Source organism: Delftia sp. ASV31, from assembly GCF_016428765.1.
GTDB lineage: Bacteria > Pseudomonadota > Gammaproteobacteria > Burkholderiales > Burkholderiaceae_C > Comamonas > Comamonas acidovorans.
This window is the reverse complement of sequence record NZ_JAELTK010000071.1, coordinates 16151-34032: the sequence shown is the minus strand read 5'-3', so window position 1 is coordinate 34032 and position 17882 is coordinate 16151. Positions and strand designations below refer to the sequence as shown.

General features: G+C 66.3%; 16 protein-coding genes and 1 pseudogene. 13 read left to right on the top strand and 4 right to left on the bottom strand.

The window, feature by feature from the left end:
* From JHD82_RS21885 to JHD82_RS21870, 4 genes and pseudogenes are all read left to right on the top strand, one after another.
* Positions 1–427, top strand: a pseudogene (locus JHD82_RS21885) (amine oxidase); the annotation flags it as partial.
* A gap of 55 nt (positions 428–482) precedes the next feature.
* On the top strand, positions 483–1421 hold the full coding sequence (gene gluQRS / locus JHD82_RS21880; RefSeq protein WP_199138757.1) for a tRNA glutamyl-Q(34) synthetase GluQRS: 939 nt from the start codon (positions 483–485) through the stop codon (positions 1419–1421).
* 64 nt (positions 1422–1485) lie between these two features.
* Positions 1486–2241, top strand: coding sequence for a tRNA (guanosine(46)-N7)-methyltransferase TrmB (trmB, locus tag JHD82_RS21875; RefSeq protein ID WP_374191658.1), 756 nt, complete (start codon positions 1486–1488; stop codon positions 2239–2241).
* 34 nt (positions 2242–2275) lie between these two features.
* On the top strand, positions 2276–3298 hold the full coding sequence (locus tag JHD82_RS21870; protein ID WP_013802165.1) for a GGDEF domain-containing protein: 1023 nt from the start codon (positions 2276–2278) through the stop codon (positions 3296–3298).
* A gap of 22 nt (positions 3299–3320) precedes the next feature.
* On the opposite strand, the gene JHD82_RS21865 is transcribed toward JHD82_RS21870, so the two are convergent.
* The 3 genes from JHD82_RS21865 to alaS form a co-directional block, all read right to left on the bottom strand.
* Positions 3321–4571 carry a sensor domain-containing diguanylate cyclase gene (locus tag JHD82_RS21865; protein WP_199138755.1) on the bottom strand — a complete coding sequence of 417 codons (1251 nt, stop codon included), beginning with the start codon at positions 4569–4571 and terminating at the stop codon, positions 3321–3323.
* Positions 4572–4580: 9 nt separating this feature from the next.
* Positions 4581–5672 carry an ABC transporter substrate-binding protein gene (locus JHD82_RS21860; RefSeq protein WP_199138748.1) on the bottom strand — a complete coding sequence of 364 codons (1092 nt, stop codon included), beginning with the start codon at positions 5670–5672 and terminating at the stop codon, positions 4581–4583.
* Between the two features lie 88 nt (positions 5673–5760).
* On the bottom strand, positions 5761–8385 hold the full coding sequence (gene alaS, locus JHD82_RS21855; RefSeq protein WP_199138746.1) for an alanine--tRNA ligase: 2625 nt from the start codon (positions 8383–8385) through the stop codon (positions 5761–5763).
* Positions 8386–8553: 168 nt separating this feature from the next.
* Here alaS and JHD82_RS21850 point away from each other — a divergent pair, with 168 nt between their 5' ends.
* Both JHD82_RS21850 and JHD82_RS29940 read left to right on the top strand, forming a co-directional pair.
* On the top strand, positions 8554–8754 hold the full coding sequence (locus tag JHD82_RS21850) for a hypothetical protein (protein ID WP_199138745.1): 201 nt from the start codon (positions 8554–8556) through the stop codon (positions 8752–8754).
* Between the two features lie 192 nt (positions 8755–8946).
* On the top strand, positions 8947–9180 hold the full coding sequence (locus JHD82_RS29940; RefSeq protein WP_307838113.1) for a hypothetical protein: 234 nt from the start codon (positions 8947–8949) through the stop codon (positions 9178–9180).
* Positions 9181–9237: 57 nt separating this feature from the next.
* Here JHD82_RS29940 and JHD82_RS21840 read toward each other — a convergent pair whose 3' ends face one another.
* Complete coding sequence (locus JHD82_RS21840) at positions 9238–10575, bottom strand: MFS transporter (RefSeq protein WP_013802160.1); 1338 nt, start codon at positions 10573–10575, stop codon at positions 9238–9240.
* Positions 10576–10873: 298 nt separating this feature from the next.
* Between JHD82_RS21840 and cyoA the strand changes: the two genes are divergently transcribed.
* From cyoA to JHD82_RS21805, 7 genes are all read left to right on the top strand, one after another.
* A complete protein-coding gene (gene cyoA / locus JHD82_RS21835; RefSeq protein ID WP_012205882.1) occupies positions 10874–11920 on the top strand; it encodes a ubiquinol oxidase subunit II in 1047 nt (348 codons plus the stop codon).
* A gap of 66 nt (positions 11921–11986) precedes the next feature.
* Positions 11987–13993 (top strand): cytochrome o ubiquinol oxidase subunit I, encoded by a 2007-nt coding sequence (gene cyoB, locus JHD82_RS21830; protein ID WP_013802159.1) that lies wholly within the window; start codon positions 11987–11989, stop codon positions 13991–13993.
* Complete coding sequence (cyoC, locus tag JHD82_RS21825) at positions 13986–14618, top strand: cytochrome o ubiquinol oxidase subunit III (RefSeq protein WP_012205884.1); 633 nt, start codon at positions 13986–13988, stop codon at positions 14616–14618. The genes cyoB and cyoC overlap by 8 nt, the downstream gene beginning before the upstream one ends.
* Positions 14619–15059, top strand: a complete 441-nt coding sequence (gene cyoD / locus JHD82_RS21820) for a cytochrome o ubiquinol oxidase subunit IV (RefSeq protein ID WP_012205885.1) — start codon at positions 14619–14621, stop codon at positions 15057–15059.
* Between the two features lie 71 nt (positions 15060–15130).
* Positions 15131–15844, top strand: a complete 714-nt coding sequence (locus JHD82_RS21815) for an SURF1 family protein (RefSeq protein ID WP_199138740.1) — start codon at positions 15131–15133, stop codon at positions 15842–15844.
* Positions 15845–15965: 121 nt separating this feature from the next.
* Positions 15966–17267 (top strand): ATP-binding protein, encoded by a 1302-nt coding sequence (locus JHD82_RS21810; RefSeq protein WP_199138738.1) that lies wholly within the window; start codon positions 15966–15968, stop codon positions 17265–17267.
* Positions 17268–17296: 29 nt separating this feature from the next.
* On the top strand, positions 17297–17833 hold the full coding sequence (locus JHD82_RS21805; RefSeq protein WP_012205888.1) for a response regulator transcription factor: 537 nt from the start codon (positions 17297–17299) through the stop codon (positions 17831–17833).
* The last annotated feature ends 49 nt before the right edge of the window (positions 17834–17882 follow it).

Below are 17882 nucleotides of genomic sequence, written 5' to 3'. Positions count from 1 at the left end.
GTCCTACCCCATGGCCACCGAGGCCGGCCTGTCCACCCTGGGGCCGCAGTGGAACGCGGCCCGCACCATGCATGAGCGCGCGGTCTGGGTGGCACGAGAATCCTCCAAGCCGGGCCGCTCCCAAAGCGAACGCTGGACCGTGCTGGCCAGTCCCCAATGGTCGCAAGAGCACCGCTCCGACGACGCCCCGCGCGTGCTGGCCAAGATGCAGAAGGCCTTTGGCGAGATCACGCGCATCCGCATCCCTCCCCGCCATGCCAGCGTCTACCTCTGGCCCCATGCGCAGACCCTGTCGCCGCTGGGCCGCAGCCATTTGCGCAACAAGGATGCGGGCCTGGGCCTGTGCGGCGACTGGTGCATTGGCCGCCGCGTGGAGGATGCCTTTGTCTCGGGACTGGAAATGGCCCTGGCGTTGGTTGCAGACTGAACCAGGCCACCAGGTCCTGGCAGGGGGCGGCGCAAGGCCTTAACATCCGGCCCCGATGATTCCCGCCGCCCCTGAATCCGCCGAAACCGGCTCTGCACCCGCCCCATCCCCGTATGTCGGCCGCTTTGCGCCCTCACCCACGGGCCTGCTGCATGCAGGCTCCCTGGTGGCGGCGCTGGCCAGCTGGCTGGATGCACGCGCCCATGGCGGCCGCTGGCTGGTGCGCATCGAGGACATAGACCCTCCGCGCTGCCAGCCCGGTGCCGACACCGCCATCCTGAACCAGCTTGCCACCTGCGGCCTGCTGCCGGATGAAGAGCCCGTCTGGCAGTCCCGCCGCCACACCTTCTACGAAAGCGCACTGGAGCGGCTCAAGGCCTGCGGCCTGGCCTATCCCTGCGGCTGCACGCGCAAGGACATCGAGGCAGCCTGGGAAAACCTGGGCTGGGCCCATGAGCGCCATGTGGAGCGGCCCTACCCCGGCACCTGCCGCGACGGCCTGCACGGCAAGAGCGCCCGGGCCTGGCGCTTTGCGCTGGACCGCTTCATCCGCCACGACCCCGTGCTGCACTGGCAGGACCGCCGCTTGGGCGCCCAGCAGCAGGATGTGATCCACGGCGTGGGCGACTTTGTCCTGCGCCGGGCCGACGGCCTGTGGGCCTACCAGCTCGCCGTGGTCGTCGATGACGGCCTGCAGGGCATCACCCATGTGGTGCGCGGCGCCGACCTCGCTGACAATACGCCCCGCCAGATGCTGCTGCAGCGCGCCCTGGGCATAGGTCACCCGCAGTACCTGCACACGCCGCTGGTGCTCATGCCCGACGGCGAAAAGCTTTCCAAGCAGCACGGCGCCCCTGCACTGGACCTGAGCGACCCTGTGACCGCGCTGCGCACCGCAGCCGCCCACCTGGGACTGCCCCAGCCATCACCCCAGGCCGCATTGGGCGAAGCGCTGCAGTTCTGGGTCAGGGGCTGGCGCCATACATACAATTGAGCCCGTGAACCCAATTTCTTCCCCCCAAGCCGAGCAGTCCATGGACGGCGATACCCCGAACACCATGTCCGCTGCCCCCGGTGCGCCGCACGATTCCTCTTCGCCCTCCACACCTGCGGCCGCCCGTACCGGCCAGCCGCCCGAGGGCGTGGCCCATCCCAAGACCATCAAGAGCTATGTGCGCCGCGCCGGCCGCACCACGACAGGCCAGGCCAAGGCCTTCGAGGAGCTGGGTCCGCGCTTCGTGCTGAACTACCAGGCCGCGCCGCTGGATGCCTCTGCCACCTATGGCCGCCAGGCACCCCTGATCCTGGAGATCGGCTTCGGCATGGGCGAGGCCACGGCGCACATCGCGCGCGTGCGCCCCGATGACAACTTCCTGTGCTGCGAGGTGCACGAGCCCGGCGTGGGCGCCCTGCTCAAGCGCATTGGCGAGCAGGACATCCCCAACATCCGCATCCTGCAGCACGACGCCGTCGAAGTCATCGACAACATGCTGCCCGAGGCCAGCCTGGACGGCATCCACATCTTCTTCCCCGATCCCTGGCACAAGAAAAAGCACAACAAGCGCCGCCTGATCCAGGAGCCTCTGGTAGCCAAGCTGGCACGACGGCTGCGTCCCGGTGGCTACATCCACTGCGCCACCGACTGGGAGCCCTATGCGGTGCAGATGCTGGAGGTGCTGGGTGCGGAACCCCTGCTGGCCAACACGGCCGAGGGCTATGCCGCCAAGCCCGACTACCGGCCGCTGACCAAGTTCGAAAACCGTGGCATCCGCCTGGGCCACGGTGTGTGGGATCTGGTGTTTGAGCGCCGCTGAGCCGGTCGCGCCCTCTTCCAATACAAGGCCTCGCATGCAGCCATTGCTACAGAATCTGGTCGAGATGACGGCCCACAGGGACCATCTGCGATTGGAAATCTCGGTGCTGTCCACCCTGTTCAAGCTCAATGGCGTGGTGCAGGTGCGGGCGCTGGAGCTGTTCGCCATGCCCGACGGCAGGCACTGCGTGCGTGCGCGCACCTGGAGCCAGGGCGATCAGGTCATGTCCACCGATGCCGAGGCCCTGTATGACCCGCAAAGCGTGGAGCTGGCCTCCATGCCCGCGCTGCAGCAGGCGCTGCAGCAGCGCGCCCTCATCGCCTCGGCCGTGCAGCCCGATGGCCAGCACGTGCTGTGGCTGCCGCTGTGGCGCCAGGAGACGGCCTACCACTGCCTGGAGATCACGCAGTCCACGGCCTTCTCGCCCAGCCGGCTCGATGTGATCCAGGGCATCTTCGGCGTCTATCACAACTACCAGAGCCTGCTGGACTACAGCGAACGCGATGCGCTGACCGGCCTGCTCAACCGCAAGACCTTCGACGAGCAGTTCCTGCGCCTGTCGCTGCAGGAGGCGCCGATGGCCATGCCGGGCGTGGCCACGGAAGACGTTCCCGGCCAGTGGCTGGCCGCCATCGACATCGACCATTTCAAGCGCATCAATGACCGCTTTGGCCACCTGTATGGCGACGAGGTGCTGATCCTGGTGGCCAACATCCTGCGCAGCTGCTTCGACGCCAAGGACCGTGTGTTCCGCTTCGGCGGCGAGGAATTCGTGGTGCTGCTGCGCTCGGTCAGCCTGGTCAATGCCCGCAAGGCGCTGGAGCGCCTGCGCCACGACGTGGAGAGCTACGAGTTCCCCCAGGTCGGCCGCATCACCGTGAGCACGGGCTTTGCCGCCATGGGCACGGGCGCACCCGTGGAGGTGCTGGGCCATGCCGACCAGGCCCTCTACCACGCCAAGGAGCATGGCCGCAACCAGACCTGGTACTACGGTGATCTGATCACCCAGGGGCTGCTGGCCCCCCAGGTGAACAGCAACGATATCGAACTGTTCTGAGCCAGCCCTGGCGCCGTGCCGTTCAGGTGAGGCCGGCCACGCGCACGCAGTCGCGCCCGGCGTGCTTGGCCTCGTAGAGCATGGCATCGGCGCGCTGCAGCAGTTCCTGCGCGCTCTCGGCGCCCTGCAGTTGCGCCACGCCAAAGCTGGCCGTCGCCGCCAGTTCCAGGCCATGGACCTGTATGGGCGTGGAGCGTATGGCCTCGCGCAGCTGCCCGGCCAGCGCCCAGGCCTGGGCCGCAGCCACACCGGGCATCACGATCAGGAACTCCTCCCCGCCATAGCGCGCCATCCATTGCGCCGAAGGCTCCCGCTCCAGTGCGTGCCGGCAACGCCGTGCCACCTCACGCAGCACGGCATCGCCTGCGGCATGGCCGTGCCTGTCATTGACCTGCTTGAAGCGGTCCACGTCCACGAACATCACGCTCAGGGCTGCACCCAGGCGCTGGCCCTGGGCGACCTCGGAGGCCAGGCGCTCGTCCATGGCACGGCGGTTGAGGCATCCGGTCAGCGCATCGGTCAGCGACATGCGCTTGACCTCCTCCACCAGCTCCTCCAGCTGGGCCGTGCGCTGGGCCACCAGCAGGTCCAGATGCTCGATGTGGCCGCGCAGGTCATGCTGCAACTGGCCAAAGCCCTGCACCACCATGTCGATCTCGTCGCGCTGCCCGCGCCGCGCCCGCTCCAGCACCAAGGGCCTCGACAACTCATTGGGCTTGAGGTTGGCCGCAAAGCCCGCAATCTGCTGCAGCGGCTGGCGCAGCTCCCTGCGCATCACCCAGGCCACCATCAGGCAGACCAGGGCCGTGAACAGCGCATAGCCCAGCAGCACGCGCAGCGTGGAGTCGCGCAGCACCTCCAGGTAGTGGCCCCGGTTCTCCCAGACCTGCAGTTCGCCCAGCGGCAGGCTGGACTGGCTGTGACGCGGTGCCGGAATGAGCATGGACACGGCAGGCGCGCGGCCATCCCTGGGCTCGCCCGCCTCGTACATCTCGCCCGTGGAGGTGACGCGCAGCTGCACATGTCCCACCAGGGGCAGCCTGCCCAGCCACTGCACCTGCTCGCGCACCAGGGCCGGCTCGATGTCCCACAACGCGGCGGACAGCGAGATCATGCTGTTGGCCACCAGCGTCTCCATGGAGCGGCGAAACTCCTGCTGCCCCTTGCGGTACTCCCACCAGGCGTGGGCGCCGCCAAACACCAGCATGCAGGCCACGGCCAGCAGGATGATGCGCAGGATCAGCAAAGAGGCAATCGAGCGGAAGCGGGGCATGGGAGGCGCTCAGCGCAGCAGGTGCCTGAGCTCGAATCCGTAGCGCCGCAGCCGGGGATTGAGGTGCTTGCTGTAGCTGCGAAAGTCCAGAGGGGCCAGCGGCGCGCTGATCCTGCGCTCGTAGCGGTCGATCTGGGACTTGTCCAGCAGCGTGAACATGGGCCGCACCTGCTCCAGCCCTTCGGAGGCGAAATCGGCGCCGTGCGCATGGTCGTAGAGCATGACCAGGGCCCAGGCGCCGGTCAGGAAATGGCCGCCCGCCAGTGCCGACAGCTCGCCCGTGCGCAGCGCCGTCATGGCGGCGGCCGATGAATTGATGGCGCTGAAGAAGGCGTCACGCCCCGGCAAGCCGCCCCGCGCCCGCCAGGCCTGCATGGCGCCAAAGGCCATCTCGTCGTTGCCCGCCCAGACCAGGCGCACCTCGGGATAGCGCTGGAACAGCACGGCCGCCTGCTGCTCGGCGCGTTCGCGGCGCCATTCGCCAAAGACTTCTTGCTGCAGCACCACGTCGCTGGCCTCGGCCGCCGCGCGGCGCATGCCGGCATTGCGTTCCACCGAGGAGGGCGTGGAGCGGTCCCCGGCAATGGCCACCATGTGCAGCCGGCCATCGGCCGCACGCGCCTGGCCCGATGCCCGTGCAGCGGCAAACAGTGACTTGGCGGTCAGGTAGCCGGCCTCCTCGGCGCCCGGCTCCAGGCTGCCCAGCCAGTGGCGATAGCGCTCCCGCGCCACGCCGGTCTGGCCGCGCAATGTCTCGGGCACGCCGCTGAAGGCCATGAAGCTGTCGATGCCTGCGGCCTCCAGCGTGCGCAGGATTTCAGGCGCCACGCTGTAGTCGTTGGTAAACATCACGTAGCGGGGCCGCTGCGCCTTGGGCAAGGCGGCAATCTGGCGCGCAATCTCGATGGGGCGCAGGTGGTCGCGCTGCGCGTAGCGCACCTGCAGCTGCATGCCCAGGCTATTGGCCGCGTCCTGCATGGCCTCGCTGACCGTGGTCCAGTAGCGCTCGTCGGAGCGGCCGGGGTTGATGAAGACCACGCTTTGCGCGGCGGCAGCGGCCGACTGCGCCAGCACGCCCATCACCCAGGCCATGTAGGTCATACGCAGCGCCCACGGCAAGACGCCCCGGTGGAGTCCACCGGGGCGTCCCGAAGAAGGAGCAGCAGGAATCATCTGCCGCGCAGCTGGATCAGACGCGCTCTGCCACCCAGGCGTGCACACCGGCCAGCGCCGCGGGCAGGCCCGAAGCGTCCGTGCCGCCGGCCATGGCCATGTCGGGCTTGCCGCCGCCCTTGCCGCCGACCTGGCTGGCCACGAAGTTCACCAGATCGCCAGCCTTGATGCGAGAGGTCTCGGCCTTGGTCACGCCTGCGGCCAGCTGCACCTTGTCGCCATCGACGGCGGCCAGCACGATGGCTGCGGCACCCAGCTTGTCCTTGAGCTTGTCCATGGTGTCGCGCAGGGTCTTGGCGTCGGCGCCTTCCAGCCTGGCGGCCAGCACCTTGATGCCCTTGACGTCCACGGCCTGGCCGGCCAGCTCGTCGCCCTGGCTGGAAGCGAGCTTGCCCTTGAGCGCAGCCACTTCCTTCTCCAGCGCGCGAATCTGCTCCAGCGCACCGCCGATGCGGGTGTTCAGCTCGGCCGTCGGCGCCTTCAGCGCGGCGGCGGCCTGGTCCACCGTGGATTCCAGCGATTGCAGGTAGGCCAGCGCGTTCTCGCCGGTCACCGCCTCGATGCGGCGCACGCCAGCGGCCACACCGCCTTCGCCCACCACCTTGAACAGGCCGATGTCGCCCGTGCGCTGCACGTGGGTGCCGCCGCACAGCTCGCGGCTGCTGCCGATGTCCAGCACGCGCACGGAGTCGCCGTACTTCTCGCCGAACAGCATCATGGCGCCCGTGGCCTTGGCCGATTCGATGTCCATCACGCGCGCATCGGTGGGCGTGTTGGCCAGGATCTCGGCGTTCACGCGGCGTTCGATCTCGCGGATCTCTTCAGCGGTCACGGGCTGGTTATGGGCAAAGTCGAAGCGCGTGCGCTCGGCGTTGACCAGCGAGCCCTTTTGCTGCACGTGGTCGCCCAGCACTTCGCGCAGGGCCTTGTGCATGATGTGAGTGACCGAGTGGTTGCGCATGGTGGCGGCACGCAGCTGCGTGTCCACCTCGGCCTGCACGGCATCGCCCACCTTGAGGCTGCCGGACTCCAGCACGCCGTGGTGGCCGAACACATCGGCCTTGATCTTGAGCGTGTCCTCGACCGCAAAGCGTGCGCCCGTGGTGCTGATCACACCCTGGTCGCCCACCTGGCCGCCGGACTCGGCGTAGAAAGGCGTGGTGTCGAGCACGACCACGCCGCTCTGGCCGGCCTTGAGTTCCTGCACGGCGCTGCCTTCGGCATACAGTGCCACCACCTTGGCGGCCTCGGCCAGCTTCTGGTAGCCCGTGAAGGCATTGGCATCGCCCGTGTATTCCAGGGCGCGGTCCATCTTGAACTTGCCTGCTGCGCGGGCCTTGTTCTTCTGCTCTTCCATGGCGGTCTGGAAGCCCGCCTCGTCCACGCTCAGGCCGCGCTCGCGGCAGACGTCGTTGGTCAGGTCCAGGGGGAAGCCGTAGGTGTCGTGCAGCTTGAAGGCCACGTCGCCGGGCAGCACCTTGGCGCCACCGGCCAGCGCCGCGTCCAGGATTTCCATGCCGTTGGCCAGGGTCTCGAAGAAGCGCTCTTCCTCGACCCGCAGCACTTCGGTGATGCGCGCTTCCTGCTCGCGGATCTTGGGATAGGCATCGCCCATCACGGCCACCAGGTCCTTGACCAGCTTGTGGAAGAACGGGGTCTTCTGGCCCAGCTTGTAGCCGTGGCGGATGGCGCGGCGCACGATGCGGCGCTGCACGTAGCCACGGCCTTCGTTGGAGGGAATCACGCCGTCGGCCACCAGGAAGGCAGTGGCGCGGATGTGGTCGGCGATCACCTTGAGCGAGGGGGTCTCGATGTCGGCGATGTGCGTCTCGCGCGCAGCGGCCTTGATCAGCGCCTGGAACAGGTCGATCTCATAGTTGCTGTGCACATGCTGCAGGATGGCGGCCAGGCGCTCCAGGCCCATGCCGGTGTCCACGCAGGGCGCGGGCAGCGGCTTGACGTTGCCCTGCTCGTCCATGTCGAACTGCATGAACACGTTGTTCCAGATTTCGATGAAGCGGTCGCCGTCTTCGTCAGGGCTGCCCGGAGGGCCGCCGGCCACGTGCGCGCCGTGGTCGTAGAAGATTTCCGAGCAGGGGCCGCAGGGGCCGGTGTCGGCCATCATCCAGAAGTTGTCGCTCTTGTAGCGGCCGCCCTTGTTGTCGCCGATGCGGATCACGCGCTCGGGCGGCAGGCCGATTTCCTTGGTCCAGATGTCGTAGGCCTCGTCGTCCTCGGCGTAGACCGTGGCCAGCAGGCGTTCCTTGGGCAGCTTGTAGACCTCGGTCAGCAGCTCCCAGGCCCACTTGAGCGACTCGCGCTTGAAGTAGTCGCCGAAGGACCAGTTGCCCAGCATCTCGAAGAAGGTGTGGTGGCGGGCCGTGTAGCCCACGTTTTCCAGATCGTTGTGCTTGCCGCCTGCGCGCAGGCAGGTCTGCACCGAGGTGGCGCGCTTGTAGGGGCGCTTGTCGGTGCCCAGGAACACGTCCTTGAACTGGACCATGCCCGAGTTGGTGAACATCAGCGTCGGATCGTTGCCGGGCACCAGAGGGCTCGACTCCACGATGGTGTGGCCCTTGGATGCGAAAAAGTCCAGAAAGCTCTTGCGAATGTCGGCAACGGTGAAAGTGGGTGTGCTCATGGTGTCTAGGAGTTCGGAGCGCGCACGCGGGGCGCTGTCCCTGGCGGGAGGGTGTCCCGTCGGGACCAACGCGCATTATAGGTTTGCCCCATGGTTGCGGCAGCGAGCCCTGCCTGGCCTCCATCACGCACGTGGCCAAAGAAGGCCTCTCCTCCCATTTGCCCGCCCTTGAGCACGATCTCCAGCCCGTCGCTGACCGGATCGCTGACATGCGCGCGCAACAGCGGCGCGCGACTGGCCGGTCCGCGGCGCCTGCAGCTGTGGGTGGCGCCCCATCCGGGCCGCAGGGCCGACATTCTTGCGCTGGAGAAATGGCTGGTGCAGGAGATGGGGGAGATGGCTGGCACAGGCGATCTCGCCGTTCACTGATCCCGCTCAGACTGCGCGCGATGGGCGCCCTGGATAATCGCCAGCCGGAACCACAGCAAGCACACCATGGCGCAACCACAGACACCCGAGCCTCATTCCAGCGAACCGGCCCCCGCTGCCAGCGCCAACGGATCCGATCCGGCCAAACCGCCAACACCGCCCAAGCCGTCCAAGCCGCCAAAAAGCCGCATCGTGCCCTGGCTCATCGGCCTGCCCGTGGCCTTCTTCGCTGTGCTCATGCTGGCTGGCCAGTTGCTGTCCACGCCCGAAGGCGAGGCGCGCTGGGTGGAGCGCGAAACCATCAAGATCTGCCGCAAGGAAACCGCGCGGCCAGAGGCCGAGCGCAAGACGCAGCAGTTTGAATCGATGCAGGACTGCGACAGGCTCGAATTCAACTTCAAGCAGCGCTACGGTGAAAACCCCTGATGCGAAGTCACAACGAAAAAGGCCGGCAGAGCCGGCCTTTGGCTTGCAAGTGTCCGTTCAGTCGCGCGTCTCGATGGCGCGGTTGATGCCCAGTGCCGCCAGCGTGCACAGCGCACCCGATAGCAGATAGATCCCCAGCGCCACCAGTCCGAAGCGCGAGGACACGCCCAGGGCCACCAGCGGAGCGAATGCCGCGCCCACCAGCCAGGCCATGTCCGAGGACAGAGCAGCACCCGTGTAGCGATAGCGTGAGGGGAAATTGGACGTCACCGTGCCGGCCGCCTGGCCATAAGACAGGCCCAGCAGGATGAAGCCGACGATGATGAACACGTTGTTCCCCATCGTTCCGCTGCCCAGCAGCCAGGGCGCCAGGAAGCTGAAGATGCCGATCAGGCAGGCCATGGTGCCCAGCGTGTTGCGCCGGCCCACACGGTCGGCCAGCCAGCCCGAGACCATGATGGCGGCAGCCGCACAGAAGGCGCCCACGATCTGCACTCCGAGCACATGGGTCACCGACTGGTCCGAATACAGCGAGATCCAGGACAACGGGAAGATGGTCACCAGGTGGAACAGCGCAAAGCTGGCCAGGGCGGCAAACGCGCCGATCACCACGTTGCGTCCCTCGTCGCGCATCAGCGGCAGCACGCCCATGGGCTCCAGCTCACGCTGCTGCAGCAGTTCGGTGTAGGACTGCCCCACGACCAGGCGCAGCCGGGCAAACAGTGCCACGACGTTGATGGCAAAGGCCACGCAGAAGGGATAGCGCCAGCCCCAGCTGAGGAACTCGTCGGCTCCTACATGGGCGTAGATGAAGGCAAACAGCCCTGCCGCGAGCACGAAGCCCAGCGGCGCGCCCAACTGGCCCATCATCGAATACCAGCCCCGCCGGTTCTTGGGCGCCGACATGGCCAGCAGCGACGGCAGGCCGTCCCACGAGCCGCCCAGCGCAATGCCCTGGCCTATGCGCAGCAGCGCCAGCACGATGATGGCGTTCACCCCCGCCTGCTGGTAGCTGGGCAGGAAGGCCATGCCCACGGTGCACACGCCCAGCAGAAACAGCGCCAGCGTCAGCTTGGTCGCCCGCCCCCAGCGCCGCTGCACGGCCATGGACAGCGCCGTGCCCAGCGGCCGGGCCACGAAGGCCAGCGAGAAGATGGCGAACGACATCAGCGTGCCGTCGAGCTTGGAAAGGTAGGGAAACAGCAGCGCCGGGAAGACCAGCACGCAGGCGATGCCGAACACGAAGAAGTCGAAGTACTCCGAGGATCGCCCGATGATCACGCCGACGGCGATTTCGTTGGGCGTGACATCTTCGTGGGTGTCGGCGCGGGACAGAGATTCTTTGCTCTCATAGCTTCCGCCGGGGAAGCTTGCAGTTGTGTCGAGGCCGCTCATAGATGGATGCTCCTTGTCTCGTCTCACTGACAGCTCTGTTCTACGCCCTCGCTTGATCTGGCGCAAGGCGGTTTCCACCTCGACCGGCCTCGGTGTTTGTCCTGCTGCGCGCGACGCGAAAATGCGGCCTCCGGACAGCCAGGCACCTGCCGCGCACCCGCCCAGGTAGCAGAAAGTTCCCGGGTTCTCCTTGACGTTGGACAAAATGTCCAATGGACAAATTTATACTTCGTAATACATTTGCCCGGATCTTGTAATCCGCGTTTCTATGTAAACGCGCTCTTGTTGCGCCCCTAGCATGCTAAAAATCAAGGAACTCCGTGGGCCTGCGTGGCTCACCGCGGCCGCTTTGACAGCCAGTCTCACTGGCTGCAGCAAAGCCGTCGTGCTCAACCCCGCCGGCGACATCGCCGCGCAGCAAGGCAACCTGGTGGTCACGGCCACCTTGCTGATGCTGATCATCATCATCCCGGTGATCATCCTCACGCTGCTTTTCGCCTGGAAGTACCGCCAGTCGAACACCGAGGCCCACTACGACCCCGAATGGCACCACTCCACCACGCTGGAGCTGGTGATCTGGTCCGTGCCGCTGATGATCATCATCGCGCTGGGCGCCATCACCTGGATCAGCACCCACAAGCTGGACCCCTACCGTCCGCTGGACCGCGTCTCGGCCACCAAGCCGCTGAGCACCGATGTCAAGCCGCTGGAGGTGCAGGTCGTGGCCATGGACTGGAAGTGGCTGTTCTTCATCCCTGAAAAAGGCATCGCCACCGTCAACGAGCTGGCCGCTCCCGTGGATCGTCCCATCCACTTCAAGCTGACCGCCACCTCGACGATGAACTCCTTCTACGTGCCTGACCTGGCCGGCATGATCTATGCCATGCCCGGCATGCAGACCGAGCTCAACGCCGTGATCAACAAGCCCGGCGTGTTCCACGGCCTGGCATCGCACTACAGCGGCGCCGGCTTCTCGGGCATGACGTTCAAGTTCCATGGCCTGAGCAACGAAGAGTTCGATCAGTGGGTTGCCAAGGCCAAGTCCGAAGGCAAGGCCCTGACGCGCGATACCTACCTGAACCTGGTCAAGCCCAGCGAGCGCAACCCGGTCGAGCGCTTCGCCACGGTGGACGAAGGCCTGTACGACAAGGTGCTCAACCGCTGTGTCGAAGAAGGCAAGATGTGCATGCATCACATGATGGCCATCGACGCTGCCGGCGGCGAAGCCTATCTCAAGGCCGTGGGCATGAACCTGCCCCAGGATGTGTGCACGGTGCAAAACGCCGACCGCGTCGTGGCCTTCCTGGACCAGCGCGACGGCTCCGCAGCCGCTGCGCAGCAATAAGCAGTTAGCGGACGCGGACGACGGCCAGACCGCCGCCCGCTCCCATCACGACCTAAGAGACTCGATATGTCTGAACATACCTCCCCGGCACAGGCCCACTGGCTGCTGGGACGCATCACTTGGGACTCCATCCCGATGGCGCATGAGCCCATCGTGCTGGCGACCTTCATCGCCGTGGTGCTCGGCGGCCTTGCCGTGCTGGGCCTGCTCACCAAGTTCCGCCTGTGGGGCCCGCTGTGGCGCGACTGGCTGTGCAGCATCGACCACAAGAAGATCGGCATCATGTACATGATCCTCGGTCTGGTCATGCTGCTGCGCGGCTTTGCCGACGCGCTGATGATGCGCCTGCAGCAGGCCATGGCCTTCGGCGACAACCTGGGCTACCTGCCTCCGCACCACTACGACCAGATCTTCACGGCCCACGGCGTGATCATGATCTTCTTCGTGGCCATGCCCTTCGTGACCGGCCTGATGAACTATCTGGTGCCGCTGCAGATCGGCGCCCGCGACGTGTCCTTCCCGTTCCTGAACAACTTCAGCTTCTGGATGACCACGGGCGGCGCCGTGCTGGTGATGATCTCGCTGTTCCTGGGCGAGTTCTCCACCTCCGGCTGGCTGGCACTGTCCAACCTGGGGGCGCAGAACCCCGGGGTCGGGCTTGACTACTACATCTGGGGATTGCAGGTGGCCGGCGTCGGCACCACGCTGTCAGGCATCAACCTGATCGTGACCATCATCAAGATGCGCGCACCCGGCATGAACCTGATGAAGATGCCCGTCTTCACCTGGACCGCCCTGTGCACCAACGCGCTGATCGTGGCCTCGTTCCCCATCCTGACCGCAGCCCTGGTGCTGATGTCGCTGGACCGCTACGTCGGCACGAACTTCTTCACGAACGAGCTGGGCGGCAACCCCATGCTGTACGTGAACCTGATCTGGATCTGGGGCCACCCCGAGGTCTACATCCTGATCCTGCCCTGCTTCGGCATCTTCTCGGAGATCGTCTCCACCTTCAGCCGCAAGCGCCTGTTCGGCTACACCTCCATGGTGTACGCGACGGTGTGTATCACCATCCTGTCCTACCTGGTCTGGCTGCACCACTTCTTCACCATGGGCTCCGGCGCCAGCGTGAACACCTTCTTCGGCATCACGACGATGATCATCTCGATCCCGACGGGCGCCAAGATCTTCAACTGGCTGTTCACCATGTACCGCGGCCGCATCCGCTTCACGGTGCCGATGCTGTGGACCGTGGGCTTCATGTGCACCTTCGCAATCGGCGGCATGACCGGCGTGCTGCTGGCCGTTCCCCCGGCCGACTTCGTGCTGCACAACAGCCTGTTCCTGATCGCCCACTTCCACAACGTGATCATCGGCGGCGTGGTGTTCGGCGTGTTCGCCGGCATCAACTTCTGGTTCCCCAAGGCCTTCGGCTACAAGCTCGACGAGTTCTGGGGCAAGTGCTCGTTCTGGTTCTGGCTGGTCGGCTTCTGGGTCGCCTTCACACCGCTGTACGTGCTGGGCCTGATGGGCGTGACACGCCGTGCCAACCACTTCGAGGACCCCTCGCTGCAGATCTGGTTCGTGATCGCCGCCCTGGGCGCCGGTCTGGTGGCACTGGGCATCGGCAGCTTCCTGATCCAGCTGGTGGTCAGCTACTTCAAGCGCGACCAGCTGCGCGACGTGACCGGCGACCCCTGGGAAGGCCGCACGCTGGAGTGGGCCACCTCCTCGCCTCCTCCCCAGTACAACTTCGCCTTCACGCCCGTGGTGCATGAGATCGATGCCTGGTGGGACATGAAGAAGCACGGCTACCAGCGTCCGCTGACCGGCTTCAAGCCCGTCCACATGCCGTCCAACACCGGCGCCGGCGTCGTGATCGCCGCGCTGTCCACGGTCTTCGGCTTCGCGATGATCTGGCACATGTGGCCCCTGGCCATTGCGTCGTTCGCCGCCACCGTGCTGGCGTCGATCATCCACACGTTCAACTACAAGCGCGACTACTACATCCCCGCCGCGGAAGTCGCGGCCACGGAAGAACTGCGCACACAACAGCTGGCACGTCATGTCTGATACCCGTTACACCGCAGGCGGCGCTGCCGCCCTGGCCCCGCGCGAGTACCACCTCGCCGAGGAGCCCCATCCCGAAAACGGCACCGCTCTGGGCTTCTGGCTCTACCTGATGAGCGACTGCCTGATCTTTGCAGCGCTGTTCGCCACCTATGGCGTGCTGGGCCGCAACTACGCTGCAGGCCCCACGGGCGCCCAGCTGTTCGACCTGCCCCTGGTGGCGATGAACACGGCCTTCCTGCTGCTGTCGTCCATCACCTTCGGCTTCGCCATGCTGCAAAAGCAGCAGGGCAAGCTGGGCGGCACCCAGCTGTGGCTGGCCATCACCGGCCTGTTCGGCCTGTGCTTCCTGGGCCTGGAACTCTATGAGTTCTCCCACCTGCTGCACGAGGGCGCAGGCCCGCAGCGCAGCGCCTTCCTGTCCTCGTTCTTCACGCTGGTGGGCACCCACGGCCTGCACGTGAGCTTCGGCCTGATCTGGCTGGTCACGCTGATGATCCAGATCAACAAGCATGGCCTGACGCACGAGAACAACCGCCGCCTGATGTGCCTGTCGATGTTCTGGCACTTCTTGGACGTGGTCTGGATCGGCGTCTTCACTTTTGTTTACCTGATGGGGGTGCTGTAAATGGCTGCACACGACATCCACGCCGGCCATGGCCACGGTCACCACGACCATCACGGCCATGACGATCACCACCACGACGCAGGCCCGCACAGCACGTTCTCGGGCTATATGTGGGGCTTCGTGCTCTCGATCATCCTGACGGCCATCCCGTTCTGGCTGGTGATGAGCAATGTCATCTCGGACCGTGCAACGGCCGTGATGGTGCTCGGCGGCTTCGCCGTGGTGCAGATCCTGGTCCACATGGTCTTCTTCCTGCACATGAACGGCAAGATCGAAGGCGGCTGGACCCTGCTGTCCACCATCTTCACCGTGGTCTTCGTGGCCATCGGCATTGCGGGCACCCTGTGGGTCATGTTCCATATGAACACCAACATGATGCCCCAGCACACCATGCCGGCCGACCCCGCCGCGCAGACGGCTCCGGCCTCGGTCACGCCTTGACCGCATCCGGAAACTCCGGGCCCTCCAGCCACGCCGGCGCATCGCGCCGGCGTGGCCCACTCGCTCAGGCGATGCTCATCTCGGTGGGCATCGCCTTGTTTTTGGGCTTCATCTTCCTGGGCAGCTGGCAGGTCCAGCGCCGTGCCTGGAAGCTGGACTTGATAGAGCGCGTGGACCAGCGCGTGCACGCCGCGCCCGCGGCCCTGCCCCCGCCCGCCGAATGGCCGCAGATCACGGCCGCCGACCACGAGTACCGCGCCGTGCAGGCCAGCGGCCACTGGATGGCCGGCAAGACCGTGCTGACCCAGGCCGTGACCGAATTGGGCGCCGGCTTCTGGGTGCTGACGCCGCTGCAGATGGACGACGGCAACCAGGTGCTGGTGAACCGGGGCTTCATTCCCACAGCGCAGCGCGCGCGCTGGCAGGATCAGCCCGCACAGGCGCCCCAGGACCCGGTGACGGTGGCCGGCCTGCTGCGCATCAGCGAGCCGCGCGGCGGCTTCCTGCGTGAGAACGATCCCGCGCAGCAGCGCTGGTTCTCGCGCGATGTGGCGGCCATTGCACAGGCCCAGGGCCTGGACCATGCAGCCCCCTACTTCATCGACGCAGGCCTGCCGGGCCAGCCCGTGGCAGACGGCACCTGGCCGCGCCCGGGCATGACCGTGATCCGCTTCCCCAACAGCCATCTGGTCTATGCGCTGACCTGGTACGGGCTGGCACTGATGGTGGTCGGCGCGGCCTGGCTGGTCAGGCGCAATGACCGGCAGGCAAGCAGCAAGCCGTAAAGCCGTAGAGCCGTCGCTCCAGGCAACAAGGCCACCGATGACATCGGTGGCCTTTTTTACGCCAGTCCTCTACAAGACCCTGCCGCGCCACGGCTGCCTGCGGTAGCGCACAATCGCCCGCGTGAATTCGCCTTCAGAGTCCCTGTTCCGCGTCGAGCGCACCACCGAACGCCAGAACATGCAGCTGCTGATACAGCTGCGCTGGTTTGCCGTGGTCGGGCAGGTGATCACCATCTCCCTGGTGCACTACGGCTTCGGCATCACCCTGCCGCTGCCGGCCATGGCCCTGGTGCTGATGGCCAGCGTCTTCACCAATCTTGGCTACATCTACTGGTACCGCAGCCACCGCCGCCAGATCTCGGCGCGCAACCTGTTCCTGGCCCTGCTGGCCGACGTGCTCGCACTGGCCATACAGCTGTATTTGAGCGGCGGCGCCAGCAATCCCTTCATCTATCTGTTCCTGCTGCAGGGCATTCTGGGCGCCGTGCTGCTCAGGCCCGTGCACGCCTGGATCATCGTTGCCAGCACCTCGCTGTGCACCCTGGTGCTGGCCATCGTGCATTGGCCCCTGCCCATTGGCGCGGCGGGACCGGACGGGCTGCCCGGCCTGTACGTGAGCGGCATTCTGATCAGCTTCGGGCTGACCACGGTGCTGCTGGTCGTCTTCCTGCGCCGCATCGTCTCCAACCTGCGCCGGCGTGACGCACGGCTGGCCAACATGCGCCAGCGTGCCAGCGAAGAGGAGCACATCGTGCGCATGGGCCTGCTGGCCACGGGCGCGGCGCACGAGCTGGGCACGCCGCTGTCCACCATGTCCGTCATCCTGGGCGACTGGCAGCGCATGCCCGCCATCACGCAAGACCCAGACCTGCTGGCCGACCTGCAGGAAATGCAGCAGCAGCTGCTGCGCTGCAAGTCCATCGTCTCCAGCGTGCTCATGTCGGCCGGCGAGACCCGCGCCGATGCGCCCCAGGCCACCACGCTGCGCGCCTTCATGGACGGCGTGGTCGCGCACTGGCAGTCACGCCACGCCGTGGAGCGTTTCGACTACGTCCAGGCCGACGAGGACTTCCCCATTCTTTCCGATACCGCGTTGCAGCAAATGGTTTGCAATGTGCTCGACAATGCGGCCGAAGCCTCCCCCCACCATGTGGCGCTGCACCTGGCCGTGCGCACCGGCATGCTGTGCATCACCGTGCGCGACAAGGGACCGGGCTTTGCACCCGCCGTGCTGGAACAGCTGGGCCAGCGCCATATCTCCACCAAGACGGAGCGCCCGGGCCGGGGGCTGGGCCTGTTCCTGGTGCTCAACGTGGCGCGCTCGCTGGGCGGACGCGTTCAGGTGAGGAACACCCCGCCGCGGGGCAGTGAGGTGGAGATCCGCCTGCCCCTGTCATCGATTGCCATTGAACCCGGCGCCTGAAGCGCCGCCCACAGGAACCCTAATCGCCCATGGACAGCTCCCGCCTCCTGCTGCTGGTTGAAGACGATGCGACCTTTGCACGCACGCTGACGCGCTCGTTCGAGCGGCGCGGCTATCGCGTGCTGCAGGCCGCCAGCGCCGAGGAAGTGCGCGAGCTGCTGCAGACGCACTCGCCGCAATACGCCGTCATGGACCTCAAGCTGGCGGGTAACGCGTCGGGCCTGAGCTGCGTGCAGATGCTGCACCAGCACAACCCCGAGGCGCTGATCGTCGTGCTTACCGGCTATGCCAGCATTGCCACGGCGGTGGAGGCGGTCAAGCTAGGCGCATGCCACTATCTGGCCAAGCCCTCCAACACCGACGATATCGAGGCCGCCTTCGGCCGCCTCGAAGGCCGCACCGACGTGGAACTGTCGCGCAACCCCACCTCCATCAAGACGCTGGAGTGGGAACACATCCACGAAACCCTGGCCGAGAGCGATTTCAACATCTCCGAAGCCGCCCGCCGCCTGGGCATGCACCGGCGCACGCTGGCGCGCAAGCTGGAAAAGCGGCAGATCAAGTAACGCGGCTGGCACCAAAAGGCAAACCGGGCCTCAAGGGCCCGGTTTGTCA

What these genes read in the sequence shown, in the direction of transcription:
- JHD82_RS21805 (WP_012205888.1), top strand. Translation starts at nt 17,297, where the DNA reads ATGGACAGCTCCCGCCTCCTGCTGCTGGTTGAAGACGATGCGACCTTT.
- JHD82_RS21815 (WP_199138740.1), top strand. Translation starts at nt 15,131, where the DNA reads ATGCTCATCTCGGTGGGCATCGCCTTGTTTTTGGGCTTCATCTTCCTG.
- JHD82_RS21860 (WP_199138748.1), bottom strand. Translation starts at nt 5,672, where the DNA reads ATGACCTACATGGCCTGGGTGATGGGCGTGCTGGCGCAGTCGGCCGCT.
- JHD82_RS21865 (WP_199138755.1), bottom strand. Translation starts at nt 4,571, where the DNA reads ATGCCCCGCTTCCGCTCGATTGCCTCTTTGCTGATCCTGCGCATCATC.
- cyoA (WP_012205882.1), top strand. Translation starts at nt 10,874, where the DNA reads ATGCTAAAAATCAAGGAACTCCGTGGGCCTGCGTGGCTCACCGCGGCC.
- gluQRS (WP_199138757.1), top strand. Translation starts at nt 483, where the DNA reads ATGATTCCCGCCGCCCCTGAATCCGCCGAAACCGGCTCTGCACCCGCC.
- JHD82_RS21840 (WP_013802160.1), bottom strand. Translation starts at nt 10,575, where the DNA reads ATGAGCGGCCTCGACACAACTGCAAGCTTCCCCGGCGGAAGCTATGAG.
- cyoD (WP_012205885.1), top strand. Translation starts at nt 14,619, where the DNA reads ATGGCTGCACACGACATCCACGCCGGCCATGGCCACGGTCACCACGAC.
- trmB (WP_374191658.1), top strand. Translation starts at nt 1,486, where the DNA reads ATGTCCGCTGCCCCCGGTGCGCCGCACGATTCCTCTTCGCCCTCCACA.
- alaS (WP_199138746.1), bottom strand. Translation starts at nt 8,385, where the DNA reads ATGAGCACACCCACTTTCACCGTTGCCGACATTCGCAAGAGCTTTCTG.
- JHD82_RS21870 (WP_013802165.1), top strand. Translation starts at nt 2,276, where the DNA reads ATGCAGCCATTGCTACAGAATCTGGTCGAGATGACGGCCCACAGGGAC.
- cyoC (WP_012205884.1), top strand. Translation starts at nt 13,986, where the DNA reads ATGTCTGATACCCGTTACACCGCAGGCGGCGCTGCCGCCCTGGCCCCG.
- cyoB (WP_013802159.1), top strand. Translation starts at nt 11,987, where the DNA reads ATGTCTGAACATACCTCCCCGGCACAGGCCCACTGGCTGCTGGGACGC.